Origin of the sequence: Williamsia deligens, from assembly GCF_024171765.1 — a bacterium.
GTDB classification, from domain to species: Bacteria; Actinomycetota; Actinomycetes; order Mycobacteriales; family Mycobacteriaceae; genus Williamsia_A; species Williamsia_A deligens.
This window is the reverse complement of record NZ_JAMTCI010000001.1, coordinates 1,389,419-1,401,279: the sequence shown is the minus strand read 5'-3', so window position 1 is coordinate 1,401,279 and position 11,861 is coordinate 1,389,419. Positions and strand designations below refer to the sequence as shown.

General features: G+C 65.9%; 13 protein-coding genes. 5 read left to right on the top strand and 8 right to left on the bottom strand.

All coding sequences use genetic code 11. The annotated features are described in order from the left end of the window. Positions 1 to 6 precede the first annotated feature (6 nt). The 5 genes from LX14_RS06800 to LX14_RS06780 all read right to left on the bottom strand — a co-directional run bounded on the left by LX14_RS06800 (position 7) and on the right by LX14_RS06780 (position 3,751). Positions 7 to 435: a hypothetical protein gene (locus tag LX14_RS06800; RefSeq protein ID WP_253646479.1), complete on the bottom strand. Its 429-nt coding sequence runs from the start codon at positions 433 to 435 to the stop codon at positions 7 to 9. 108 nt (positions 436 to 543) lie between these two features. Then, the gene (locus LX14_RS06795) at positions 544 to 966 is read right to left on the bottom strand and encodes a DUF5994 family protein (protein WP_253646478.1); all 423 of its coding nucleotides are present in this window, start codon (positions 964 to 966) and stop codon (positions 544 to 546) included. 33 nt (positions 967 to 999) lie between these two features. After that, positions 1,000 to 1,878 carry a slipin family protein gene (locus LX14_RS06790; protein WP_253646477.1) on the bottom strand — a complete coding sequence of 293 codons (879 nt, stop codon included), beginning with the start codon at positions 1,876 to 1,878 and terminating at the stop codon, positions 1,000 to 1,002. Positions 1,879 to 2,402: 524 nt separating this feature from the next. Further along, on the bottom strand, positions 2,403 to 2,876 hold the full coding sequence (locus LX14_RS06785; protein ID WP_253646476.1) for a mycothiol transferase: 474 nt from the start codon (positions 2,874 to 2,876) through the stop codon (positions 2,403 to 2,405). A gap of 245 nt (positions 2,877 to 3,121) precedes the next feature. Then, a complete protein-coding gene (locus tag LX14_RS06780; protein ID WP_253646475.1) occupies positions 3,122 to 3,751 on the bottom strand; it encodes a TetR/AcrR family transcriptional regulator in 630 nt (209 codons plus the stop codon). 109 nt (positions 3,752 to 3,860) lie between these two features. On the opposite strand from LX14_RS06780, the gene LX14_RS06775 reads away from it, so the two are divergent. Beyond that, positions 3,861 to 5,078 (top strand): serine hydrolase domain-containing protein, encoded by a 1,218-nt coding sequence (locus LX14_RS06775; RefSeq protein ID WP_253646474.1) that lies wholly within the window; start codon positions 3,861 to 3,863, stop codon positions 5,076 to 5,078. Between the two features lie 104 nt (positions 5,079 to 5,182). On the opposite strand, the gene LX14_RS06770 is transcribed toward LX14_RS06775, so the two are convergent. Both LX14_RS06770 and LX14_RS06765 read right to left on the bottom strand, forming a co-directional pair. Continuing rightward, positions 5,183 to 5,869 (bottom strand): TetR/AcrR family transcriptional regulator, encoded by a 687-nt coding sequence (locus LX14_RS06770; protein WP_253646473.1) that lies wholly within the window; start codon positions 5,867 to 5,869, stop codon positions 5,183 to 5,185. Continuing rightward, positions 5,869 to 6,777 (bottom strand): fumarylacetoacetate hydrolase family protein, encoded by a 909-nt coding sequence (locus tag LX14_RS06765; RefSeq protein WP_253647918.1) that lies wholly within the window; start codon positions 6,775 to 6,777, stop codon positions 5,869 to 5,871. The genes LX14_RS06770 and LX14_RS06765 overlap by 1 nt, the downstream gene beginning before the upstream one ends. Before the next feature lie 98 nt (positions 6,778 to 6,875). Here LX14_RS06765 and LX14_RS06760 point away from each other — a divergent pair, with 98 nt between their 5' ends. Genes LX14_RS06760 through LX14_RS06745 form a run of 4 tightly spaced genes read left to right on the top strand, consistent with a single transcriptional unit; the run spans position 6,876 to position 11,270 of the window. After that, positions 6,876 to 7,625, top strand: coding sequence for an MBL fold metallo-hydrolase (locus LX14_RS06760; protein ID WP_253646472.1), 750 nt, complete (start codon positions 6,876 to 6,878; stop codon positions 7,623 to 7,625). 11 nt (positions 7,626 to 7,636) lie between these two features. Then, the gene (locus tag LX14_RS06755) at positions 7,637 to 9,013 is read left to right on the top strand and encodes an alpha/beta hydrolase family protein (protein WP_253646471.1); all 1,377 of its coding nucleotides are present in this window, start codon (positions 7,637 to 7,639) and stop codon (positions 9,011 to 9,013) included. Between the two features lie 20 nt (positions 9,014 to 9,033). Next, entirely contained in the window at positions 9,034 to 10,752 is a 1,719-nt protein-coding gene (locus LX14_RS06750) for a CocE/NonD family hydrolase (RefSeq protein ID WP_253646470.1), read from the top strand. Next, positions 10,749 to 11,270: a carboxymuconolactone decarboxylase family protein gene (locus LX14_RS06745; RefSeq protein ID WP_253646469.1), complete on the top strand. Its 522-nt coding sequence runs from the start codon at positions 10,749 to 10,751 to the stop codon at positions 11,268 to 11,270. Before LX14_RS06750 ends, LX14_RS06745 begins: the two co-directional genes overlap by 4 nt. A 285-nt stretch (positions 11,271 to 11,555) precedes the next feature. On the opposite strand, the gene LX14_RS06740 is transcribed toward LX14_RS06745, so the two are convergent. After that, complete coding sequence (locus LX14_RS06740) at positions 11,556 to 11,843, bottom strand: putative quinol monooxygenase (RefSeq protein ID WP_253646468.1); 288 nt, start codon at positions 11,841 to 11,843, stop codon at positions 11,556 to 11,558. Positions 11,844 to 11,861: the final 18 nt, after the last annotated feature.

Genomic DNA, 11,861 nt, shown 5'->3' with positions numbered 1-11,861 from the left:
CGCGGCTCAGGGCGTGGGATTGCGCTGATTGATCTGCTCGGCCTCGTAGTCCGTCTCGGACAGAAGGTCCACCAACGATGCTTCGAACGTGGAGTGCTCAAGGGTGCGTTGCCACAGAGCCCGCCCCGCGGTCAGGTCGGCGACTGCCGCAACCATGACGACTGGGTGCACGTCGTCGCCGGCAGACGCTGTCAACGAGAAGCGGTCGCGTTCATGCACCCGTCGCGCGAGAACGTTTCCCGACGACCACGGCGTGTCGGCCGCATCGTAGGGATAGAAGAGAATGTCCCATTCACCGAGCAGGTCTCCGCTCTCGTCGACCGAGTCCTGCTCTCGCACGCCGCTTTCGATGACGACGAACTCGCGGTCGGTGGGAAACACGGTGCGGTAGGCAGACAAGGTCTCGAACTGTTCGGTTGACGCGTCAAGTGTCATGGTGGGCAGCGATTCAGCTAGATGATGGAGTGGTGAGCGTGGGTGTGGCCGACCGTCGGCTTCGACGGATCAAGCGAGAGGTCGGATCCCACAGCGCGGTGCTCGCTTTCACTGTGTCTGGGCCAGTAGTCCAGCGACGGTGATCGTCGCCTCCGAGGCGGATACGAGTACACGTTGCGCTGTAGCGGAGTCGGTGTCGGGCGGAATGACCATCAACGTGACGGGCGGCGTGCCCCCTGGGCCGCAGATCTTGATCGTCGCCGATCGGCAACGCCGGTCGCTGTCCAGGCGGACCACACGGTCGCCGCGTCGCATGCGCGGGGCGCCGAGTTCCCAGTCCGGACCGTGCACGATCACACGTTGGACCTCTCCCACACGTTCGATCAAGGCGTCGAACAACATGGGTAGTCGGGCGTGCAGGTCGTTGTCGGCCGGCCACCACGCGCCGTGGAGTCCTTTGGAGCGTGTTTCGAGGTCCCGAAACGACACTCGCTGAATGAACCCCTCTGTCGGCGCACTCGCATCCGTCATGACTCTCCTCCCTTGACCCCCGAGGTGGCGGGGTCAGGTGTTCGGCAGCGCGGACGTTCCGTTGTGGGCCTGGCCATTCGGGAACCCGTTGGTGTTCAGGACGCCACCGGGTCCGGCCGGATCAGGCGGTACCGCGTGCACGGCAGCAGCCTGCTCGCGATTGAGGAATGTGCTCAGCTCGCTGATAGCGGTCATGATCGGTGCGGGAAACACCACCGTCGTGTTCTTCTCGACGCCAAGCTCAGCCAGGGTCTGCAGGTTGCGTAGTTGCAACGCCAGCGGATGCGCCATCATCATGTCCGACGCGTCCCCAAGCGCCGAGGCAGCCAATGACTCGCCCTCGGCAGCAATGATCTTCGCCCGCTTCTCACGCTCGGCCTCTGCTTGGCGAGCCATCGCCCGTTGCATGCTCTCCGGGAGCTGGATGTCTTTGAGTTCGACAATCGTCACCTCGACTCCCCACTCGAGTGTGGTGGTGTCCAGGATGGATGCGATGTTCGCGTTGATGGTGTCGGTGTCTGACAGAGCCTCATCGAGGGTGTGTTGACCGACGACTTTTCGCAACGTCGTCTGTGCGATCTGGTCGATGGCCGCGGTGACATTCTCGATCGCAACAATCGATTTGACCGGATCGACAACCCGGAAGTAGGCCACCGCGGAGATGTCGACACTCACATTGTCGCGAGTGATGATGCCCTGCGACTGGATCGGCATCGTCACGACGCGCAGCAAGACCTTCCGCATGCGCTCGACGACCGGGATGATCACGCGCAGGCCGGGTTCTCGGACGCTGCTCACGCGGCCCAGCCGGAAGACGACACCCTTCTCGTATTGGTTCACCACCTTGAGAGCGGATGCCGCCGACACGGCGAGCACCGCGACAATCACCCCGGCGACGACCCAAGCGATCATCACGACGTCACCAGGAGATCGCCGTCGATGTGGCGGCAGGACTGTGGTGCACTGATCACCACGGTATTGGGGTGAGGTGGTCGACCTGACAGCGCCATAGACGCACCTGATTACTGTTCGACGCGATGTCGGGCGCCGTCGGATCGAAGGTGAGACTGTGTGCCCAACATCACCGACACTACACCGCGTGGGGCGATGTGCGGCCGACTCTTCCCGCTCCGCCGAGACGAGCAGTGTCGCGCACTGCAGGCCGGTGATCAGCTGACAGCAAAGTGGCCATCCACACTCTCGCCGCGACCGACACCAACCGCCTCCGGCAGTGCGTCGAGGCGAAACACCGCCTGCCAGCAGAACGTAGTGTCGTGGGGTAGCCATGGGCGTCGCCGAGCTCGACTGCTGCGCGGCGATCCTGGGGTCGTTGCCAACTGCCCGAGACGGAGTCCAGGCCGTCGCGGCCCACGCCGCCGTTGACAAGTGAACCGACGACCGCCCGCACCCGGGTCACCGCGACGCGGGTAGCGTCCTCAGGGCCTTGATGTGACGAGGTCACGCGTGATCTCGAGCTGCCCCAGGTGTTGCGCCAGTTCCCGGACCAGGTGGCCGAGGAGATACTCCGGGGTGGCCGTCGCGGCGCGGGATCCGGCCGCGGTCCGGTCGCGGACCCCGTCGGTGATGGCGACATCGACCCAAGCCGGCAATCGGGCGACGACGTCGTCGATCGCGGTGTGTAGGTCTGCGACCGTTCCGGTTGAGGTGAACTCGGCGCCGCGGTCGCGGGGGATGCGTTCGCCGCCGATCACGCTGCCCGCCCAGAACAGGACGACCTGCGTGCAGTGGTAGACGATTCCGTATCCCGAATTCGCCTGCGGGAGTGGCGGGACGACGTTGATGAGTTCGTCGCCGATCTGATCGACGACGGCGCCGAGGCCGTCGAGGTTCTCGACGATCAGGCCATGCAGGGCGTCGACCCAGGCGGGCAGAGCCTGGTCGGCGGTCACCACGTGTAGTTTTCGAGGGCATCAGTCATGACATGAGCGTGGACAGGCCGGCGGCCTCGGCGGCGGTGTCTGACACGAGCCGCCTACCCGCGACGTCCCTCATCTGGTTCCAACTCGCCTCCAGTCGAGCGCCGACAGCGTGCCTCTTGTCACGTTGTGCGTGCAAACTAAATGCAGGACAACGCTTTTGCGCATCCAACCCTCGCCGCGCGCGGAGGTGATGGCTGTCATTCGTCCGGCAGGGCTCACGCCTGACGGTCGTTGACGGGAGGCGCGGCCGGTGGTCGCAGCAGTTCGAGTGACACCTCGAAAGCGGCGTCGACACGGCGACGGTCGCCGGTGATCAACAGGTCGAGTTGCAGCCCACGGGTGTGGGCGAGGAACGACGTGGCGCGGATTGTCGCGCCGTCGTCGTCCCATCCCTGTGCGCTGAGGTGTGCGGCGATTGCCGCGACCCAGGCGTGTACCACCGGCCCGGCCAGACCGTCTGGATCGATGATCGAATCGTCGTGGGTGCCGGCGAGTTCGAACAGGAGCCGGAACTGGCGTTGCTGATCGGGCTCACACAGCAGTTTCCACAACGCTCGAGCGAGCTCGTCGGTCGAGGTGGCTCCGGCGAAGCCGGGGTCGGCATCGAGCTGTCCACTGACACCTGCGAGGAGCTGATCGGCAACCTCGGCCATCAGCTGCTCCTTCGAGCCGAAATGCCGCAACAGCGTCGCGTGAGTCACCCCCACCGCGTCGGCCAACGGCCGCAGCGACAGTCCGGCGAGTCCATGGTCGAGCACGTACTGGGTGACGGCCACCAGCAACTGCGGCCGCCGGTTCCGGAACCGCGTGGTCCGGCCGTCGACGCTCGTCTCGTCCGTGCCCATCTCGTCACCCTCCTACTCGACCCGAGGTGCACCTGACAGTACCAATCGGTTATATAAACCGATTGGTACGTGTATCTTCGTCAGCGTCAGCCCCTGAAGGAGAGAAGTCATGGCCTCGCGCACCCGTTCCACCCGCATGTCGTTCGCGATGCGCTATCTACTGCGGCGGGTCGTGAACCGTTCTCGCCCGGCCTCGCTGGCGGAGGCGGGCTTGTTCACCGGCGCACCGCAGCACGAGACGTTCGCCCGGATCGACGAACTCACCCCGGTCCGGCGGATGCCGGCGTCCTCCACCCCGCGGCGATGGCCGGAAGGTCCGCGCGTAAACCTGCCTGCCACCTACGACTTCGGTGGCATGCAACGGTCGACGGAGAAGTTCCTGTCCGACACCGACACCAGCGCCCTGCTGGTGGTGGTCGACGGGGTCGTCCGTTACGAGCGGTACCTGCTGACCGGCGGACCGACCGTGCGGTGGCTGTCGATGTCAGTCGCCAAGAGCTTCATCTCGGCGCTGGTCGGCATCGCGATCCAGGAAGGCCACATCGCCGGCACCTCGGATCCCATCAGCGATCACGTTCCCGTTCAGCCGGGTTCGGCCTACGACGGCGTCAGCATCCTCGACGTCCTGCAGATGTCCTCAGGTGCCCGGTGGAACGAGGACTACAACGACCCGCAGTCAGACGTCCACCAGCTCACCGGCGCCATGATGGGCAAGCGGGGCGGCCTCGACGGTTTCGTCGCACGCATGGTCACGCAATCGGCGCCTCAGACCGTGTGCCGCTACAACTCCGGAGAAACCCAGATCCTCGGTGCGTTGATCGCTAAGGCCACCGGCCGCACAGTCGCCGACTACATGACCGAGAAACTCGTCGAACCACTCGGCTTCGAGTCTCCCGGGTTCTGGGTCACCGACATGCGAGGCACCGAGATGTCCTACGGCGGGCTGAATCTGACCGCCCGCGACTTCGCCCGCCTCGGAGAGTTGTACCGCAACAACGGCGTATGGGACGGCCGCAGCATCATCGACCCGCAGTGGATCCGTGAGTCGACCACCATCGACGGCGCCATCCGCGAGGCGGGCCGACCGATCGTCGGCGGCCACGAGATCGACTTCGGATACGGATATCAGTGGTGGATCCCCGCCGGCCACCGCGGCGACTACTGCGCGATCGGCGTCTACAACCAGCTGATCTACGTCGACCCGAACACCCGCACCACCATCGTCAAGCTCTCCGCCAACCGCGCCTACGGCACATCCACCGAAGAAACCACCAACCGAGACGTCGAGAACGTCGAATTCCTCCGCGCCATAGCCAGGCACCTGTAGGCCGAGGACCGGGTCGCCAGTGACATGGGTTATGTCTGTGTTCCCATGAATCTGTTGTTACTCAGGGTGTTTGCATTCGTCAACCAGGATGCGAGCCTCTCACGCTAGGTCGGCGGTTCACGGGTTGCCAGGCGAGTGATACCGCCCTCGACGAAGAGGCGCAGTGCGCGGTGGCGTTCGTCTTTGTCGCGGGTGTGCATACGTCCTGCGGTGAGGCTGTCGATGCGCATGTTGTTGGAGTAGGTGTGCATCGTTGCGGCGACCAGGTGGAGGTAGGCGTCGTGGACGGCCGCGTTGTCGGCGTCGGGGAAGAGCGTGTGTAGGTGGGTGATGAACTCGGCGGCGATGGCGTTGAAGTCGCCGACGCCTGGGCGGCCGATGGGGTATGGGGCGTTGGCGAATTGGGCGATGAGGCGGAAGTAGTTGTCCCACCCGGGGTCGCCGGCGCGGTCGCGCATCGGTTCGGTGAACGCGTCGATGAGTGCGAGCAGTCGACGTGTTCGGGCCCCGCGCGTGGGCATTGCCGCGAGGCGGGTGCGGCGGTCCTCGTTGAGGGGTTGGATGCGTCGGATGAGGACGGCCCGGAACAGCGGTTCTTTGCCGCCGAATTGGTCGCTGACCGCGGCGAGCCGTGTCTGGGCGTGGTCGGTGATGTCACGGACGCTGACACCGAAGTAGCCGCGGAGGGCGAAGAGCTCCTCGGCGGCGTCGAGGAGTCGCGTCTGCAACTCGGTGTGGGCGGTTCGCGACGGTGGGGGAGGTGTGGTGTCGTCGGCGGCGGGAATGCCCATCAGCCGATGATGGTGTGCTCGATGGTTCCGATCCCCTCGATGGTCAGCTCGATGGTGTCGTGGCGATTCAACCAGTGGCCGGTTTCCATGCCACTACCGCCAGGGAGTGTGCCTGTGGCGAACAGCTCCCCGGGGCGGAGGATTTCGTCGCGGGACGCGTGGGCGAGCATGTCACCGATGGTGTGGGTCATCCCCGCGCTCGACACCCTGCTGACGGTGGTCCCGTTGATGGCGACCGATCCTCCTAGGGAATCGATGAGCGGCAGGATCTCGTCGGCGGTCACCGCGACCTCCGACAGGGATGTCGCGAAGTGCTTCGACTTCTGCGGACCGAATCCGCTGCCCATCTCCGCGCGCTGTACATCACGGGTGCTCAGATCGTTGAGCACGACGAATGCGCCGATCGCGTCGAGCGCCTCCTCGGCGGTGGCGTCGAACAGGCCACGGGCCAGAACGAACCCGATCTCGAGCTCGTAGTCCAGCGCGGTGGAGTAGGACGGCGTCGCGATGGGCGTTCCCGTGGGTACGAAAGTCATCGCGTTGGACATGTAGTAGATCGGCTGGGCGTAGAACAGGGGCTTGGGCCTGAGCGCTGGCAACGTTCGCCGGGTCAGGGTTTCGACGCTGGAGACGATCCGAGCCTGGCCCGGATGGAATCGTCCGAGCAGCCCTCTGCTGGCGTCGAGAACGTGCTGCTCGTAGACCATGAAGTCGCGAAACGACGCCGGCTGGAACGGCAGCAGCGTCTCGCTGTGCCGCAGATGTTCCTCCGCGCGGGCCAGCTCCCACGACGGATCGAACACCACACCTCCCAGGGCGGTCCGATCAATGGTGGGTCGCCATGGCCCGCCGTGCTCGCTCGCCTGCAGCTGCAGGCCGTCGGCGGTGCGCACTCGTCGCAATCTCATCCCTGTCGATCCCTCCATCTGCCGGAACAGGTGTTCCGCTTCGTGGTGTACGGATGTTAGCCTCGGAACGATCGTTCCGGTAGTGGTGAGGGGTGTGCATGCACGAGGTCGCCGACGACGTCTTCTGCGCGGAGGGGACTGCCGTCAACTGGGTGGTGTTGCGTGATGGCAAGGATGTGACGTTGATCGACGCGGGGTGGTCGGGCGACACCGAGCGGGTGGAGGCATCGATTCGCGCGGTGGGGTGTGTCCCTCGCGATGTGCAGGCGATACTGCTGACTCACGCGCACCTCGACCACATGGGTGCGATCAACCACTTCCACCGGGCCTACGGCACCCCGGTGTTGATGAGCGACGCTGACGCCGACCACGCTCGCAGCGGCCATCTGGAACAGGCCCGGCCGGTGGACGTCATCAAGCAATGCGTGCGGCCCCGCGGGCTGCGCTGGACAGCCCGCATCGTCGCAGCGGGCGCCCTCACGCCCATCACGGTGCGGCACGCTCAGCCGTACCCGAACGTGGGTGCGCTCGACCTTCCCGGCCGCCCTGTCCCGGTCGGGTGTTCCGGGCACACCTTCGGCCACAGTGCCTTCCACCTGCCCGACAGGCGTGTCCTGGTCACCGGGGACGCGTTGGTCACCGGGCACGGCCTGTCGCCGATCACTGGGCCGCAGCTGCTTCCGCGGTTCTTCGCCCACGAACCCGCCCAGGCCCTGGCCGCGCTCGACGTGCTCGCCGGCATCGACGCCGACTGGATCGTGCCGGGGCACGGATCGCCCTGGCGCGGCAGCCCCGCCGACTCCGCTGCCCTCGCGCGCCGCAACACCGCCGTCACCGACACGCTCTGAACGGAGAAACCATGGCCCAGCCCACCGTGTTGCACAAGCTGCTCGTCACAGCGTGCGCGATCACCCGAACCACCGACCTCGCCGCCCGCATGACCGGCGCCCGACCGTTCCTGCCCGCCCTGTTCGCACTGCGCTACGCCAACATGGGCGGATTCGACCGAGACGTGTTCGCCCAGCAGCTCTCCGGGGCGCGGTCGTTCCGCGACGACCGCTGGTGCACCTACTGGAATCGGATCGCGGCCGAGCACACCGACCGCGCCACCGGACTGCTCCGTGATCTGGCAGCCGCCACATCGTCAATCGTCCCCGACATCACCGACCCCGAGACGGTCCTCGACACACAAGCCCTCGGCGTCCTCGCAGAACTGATCGCGCCCGCGGCGACGTTGTTCGCCGACCACGGACCGCAACCAGATGCGACAGCTGTCGCCGACCTCATCGACACCCACGACTCGACCGAGGACCGACTGCGAACGGCAACGGCGTTCCACGCCGTCGACTCCTGGGTGAAGGCCATGACCTACTGCCAGGTCAGTGCTTTCCCCGGACACTCCCCGCAGCGGATGCAGGCCTACTGGCGTTCACGGCACCTGTTCGAGGTTCTGATCGGTGCGCTGGCCCCATCGCTGGACCTCACCGTCGAGCGCGTCGGCATCCCGGTCGCCGGCGGGCAGACCGTCACCGGGCATCTGATCCTGCCCCCGGGGCCAGGACCGCACCCGGTTGTGCTGACCACCAACGGACTCGAGGGCACCGCCCAGGAGCTGGCGATCCCGCAGCTGCGCTACCGCGACTCGGGCATGGCGATGTTCCTGATGGAGATGCCCGGCAGCTACGCCTACACCGATCCCATGCGGCCGGAATCGGAGGTGATCTATCACGACGTCATCGACCACCTCGTCGCCGACGACCGGCTCGACGCCGACCGGATCGCCATGGTCGGGGTCAGCTTCGGCGGCTACTGGACAGCCCGCCTGGCCGCCACCGATCCCCGTCTTGCCTGCGCGATCGCGTGTGGGGCGCCGACGCACCGCTCGTTCAGCGGCGGTGCCCTCGGAACCCCCCAGGTCATCCTCGGCGCGCTCGCCGACACCGTCGGCGCCAAACACCCGCTGGACCTGATGCGCAAACTCGCAGCCCTGTCCATCGCAGACCGATACGGCGACATCTCGATGCCGCTGTTGGTCATCAACGGCGACACCGACACCCTGATGAGCACCCAAGACAGCGTCGACCTCGCCGAGGCCGCCCCGCAGGGGACCGTCCTGCTCTACCCCGACGACGACCACTGCGCCATGGGCCACTACCGCGAGTGGCTCGACTACTCCCAACACTGGCTCTTCGAGCACCTCCCGTCAGCGACCAGCCGACACGGGCAGAATCGCTGATGTTCCCTCTACGAGACCGGATGCGGATCGGGTTCGACGTCGCTGTGCCCACCACCGACGGCACGGTGCTGCGGGGCGATGTGTTCCTACCTGCCGGCGGATCTCGGTTCCCGGTGATCATGTCGATGGGCCCGTACGGGAAAGGCCGCCGCTTCCAGGACGAGCCGTACGCGTCGCGCTGGCGGCGTCTGGTCGACGAACACCCTGACGTCCTCGCAGCATCTGCGTGTGACTACATGACCTACGAGACCGTCGATCCCCAGCTGTGGACCGCCGCCGGTTACGCCGTCGTGCGTGTCGACTCCCGCGGCACCGGCGCGTCACCCGGGCACCTGGAGATCTTCTCCCCCCAGGAAACCGCCGACTACCACGACGCGATCGAATGGGTGGGAACCCAACCCTGGTCCAGCGGCGCGGTCGGATTGTGCGGGATCTCGTACTACGCGATCAACCAGTGGCGCGTCGCCGCGCTGCGCCCACCGCACCTCGCCGCGATCTGCCCGTGGGAAGGGGCGCTGGACAACTACCGCGACATGACCCGCCACGGCGGCATCCTCAGCAACCTGTTCTACGAACTCTGGTACCCCAACCAGGTGCTGTCGAACCAGCACGGCCTCGGCGAGAACGGCCCGGTCAACCCCTGGACAGGCCAACCCGCCACCGGCGCTGAGACTCTCAGCAACGACGACCTCGCCGCCCGGCGCACCGACCCCATCCCGGCGCTGCGCGAACACATCCTCGACGACGACTGGCACCGCGCCCGGACCCCGGATGTCTCACAGATCACCGTGCCCGTGCTGTCCGCCGCGAACTGGTTCGGACAGGGACTCCACGGGCGCGGCAATTTCGAGGCTTTCACCTCCGCTGCATCCGTCGACCGGTGGCTGGCCGTCCACCCCGGTCGCCACGAGGAATGGTTCTACCTCCCCGACAGCGTTGCGCTGCAACAACAATTCTTCGACCACTTCCTCAAAGGCGAGGACAACGGATGGCCCGACACGCCCCGCGTCGTCATGCACGTCCCCGACACGGACGGCGGATACCGCACCCGCACCTCGCATACCTGGCCACCCCACGACACCATCTGGACTGAGCTGCACCTCAACCCCGTCAGTCGCACACTCGACCCCGAAACGCCGCAGATCACGACGGATCTGCACTTCGCCGCCGACGGGGAGGGACTGACGTTCACGAGCGCGCCCATGGTCGGCGACACCGACATCGTCGGACCAATGGCGGCGCGACTGCACGTCTCCACCTACAGTTCCGACACCGACCTGTTCCTCACCGTCCGCGTTATCGACCCCGACGGTAGCGAGGTCACATTCGTCGGCGCGATCGCCTCCGAACAGGTCCTCAGCAACGGGTGGCTCCGACTCTCACACCGCAAGAGCGACCCCACATGCAGCCTGCCCTGGCGACCATGGCACACCCACGACGAAAACCAGCCGGCCGAACCCGGGGTGATGTACGTGGTCGACGTCGAAATCTGGCCCACCGGTGTGCACCTGCCCGTCGGGTACAGCCTCGCGCTGACCATCGGCGGTCACGACTACGCCCGCCCAGGCCAGGATCCCACCGCCGCGTCGCTGTTCCTGCACACCGACCCGCACGACCGGCCGATCGGTGACCGCACCACGACGACGACCCTGCACTTCTCGGCAGAACTCGACAACACACTGCTCGTGCCGACCACACCGGTCCTGACCGAACCACCCAGCCGAGAGGGCACCTTGTGACCAGCGACCGCCTCAACCGGGGGCAGCAGAAACTCGCCGAGTTCACCAGTCCGGATGCCATGGCCACGCACAGCCGCATCGACGCAGATCTCCACGCGATCGCCCCAGACCTCAGTCGCTACATCACCGAGTTCGCCTACGGCGACATCTACACCCGACCTGGTCTGACCAACCAGCAACGGGCCATCATCACGCTGTCATCGCTGGCCACGCAAGGAACCGACCCCCAAGTCGAACTGCACGTCAACACCGCACTCACCGCCGGAGTCACCCCCACAGAAATCGTCGAAACCGTCCTCCACCTCATCCCGGACACAGGATTCCCACGAGTCATCAACGCACTCACAATCGTGAAGAAGGTTTTGTCGGAGCGACACGTACGACCTACCGACTGGACTGCGCTGCGCAACAGCATCGCGAGACATGTTCGCGCATCGGGGTTCAACCTGTCCCGTTGCGCGCCAATGACATTGGCCATGTCGGGTGAAGTGCTGCACATCGCAGTAGATGCAACCTGATCCAGCACTTCACTGCGCCGGCCGAATCGAGTCTTGTCAGGTGAGATGGCATGCGCAGGAACGATCGAAGATCGACGTGTGTGTTCAGCGCCTAGGGACTGGGCGGTAGTCCGTCGGGCATTGCCGAGGTGGCGATCGGTTGACCAGCGCGTTCGGAGCTGATGTTGCATCTGGTGAATCAATGATCACCTGATGCAACGCCGTGGGCGTCGCTCGTTCGACCGGGACCTAGCCCTCTAGTCGCTTCTGGTCATGAACCGGGCCGCGGTCGGGTGTCCAGGGCGTTCAGGCGGCGTCGCCGGGCAGGGCGGGGATCGCGGCGAAGGGATGAGCCTCGATGCGCGTCGGCGGGCCGTCGAGTAGGTCGAGGATCTGGTCACGCAGCTCGTCGGCAACTGGACTGTTCTCGTAGCGGTCCTTGTCGCCCACCGAGCGGAACACCTCGATGTTCCACAGCACGTCGGGGTCTGCGTCTTCGCGCAACATGATGAACCGGTCCGACGAGCCGGACTTGAACATCCCCTCGGTCGCCAACTCGAACAGGCGATCACCCATCCCCTTCTCGGCTCGCATCTGAATGATGTACGCAGG

Bases quoted from the DNA above. Each gene is read 5' to 3' on its own strand.
- LX14_RS06780 (WP_253646475.1), bottom strand. From the start codon at position 3,751: ATGGGCACGGACGAGACGAGCGTCGACGGCCGGACCACGCGGTTCCGG.
- LX14_RS06750 (WP_253646470.1), top strand. From the start codon at position 9,034: ATGCGGATCGGGTTCGACGTCGCTGTGCCCACCACCGACGGCACGGTG.
- LX14_RS06795 (WP_253646478.1), bottom strand. From the start codon at position 966: ATGACGGATGCGAGTGCGCCGACAGAGGGGTTCATTCAGCGAGTGTCG.
- LX14_RS06790 (WP_253646477.1), bottom strand. From the start codon at position 1,878: ATGATCGCTTGGGTCGTCGCCGGGGTGATTGTCGCGGTGCTCGCCGTG.
- LX14_RS06770 (WP_253646473.1), bottom strand. From the start codon at position 5,869: ATGGGCATTCCCGCCGCCGACGACACCACACCTCCCCCACCGTCGCGA.
- LX14_RS06775 (WP_253646474.1), top strand. From the start codon at position 3,861: ATGGCCTCGCGCACCCGTTCCACCCGCATGTCGTTCGCGATGCGCTAT.
- LX14_RS06760 (WP_253646472.1), top strand. From the start codon at position 6,876: ATGCACGAGGTCGCCGACGACGTCTTCTGCGCGGAGGGGACTGCCGTC.
- LX14_RS06765 (WP_253647918.1), bottom strand. From the start codon at position 6,777: ATGAGATTGCGACGAGTGCGCACCGCCGACGGCCTGCAGCTGCAGGCG.
- LX14_RS06800 (WP_253646479.1), bottom strand. From the start codon at position 435: ATGACACTTGACGCGTCAACCGAACAGTTCGAGACCTTGTCTGCCTAC.
- LX14_RS06755 (WP_253646471.1), top strand. From the start codon at position 7,637: ATGGCCCAGCCCACCGTGTTGCACAAGCTGCTCGTCACAGCGTGCGCG.
- LX14_RS06740 (WP_253646468.1), bottom strand. From the start codon at position 11,843: ATGCGAGCCGAGAAGGGGATGGGTGATCGCCTGTTCGAGTTGGCGACC.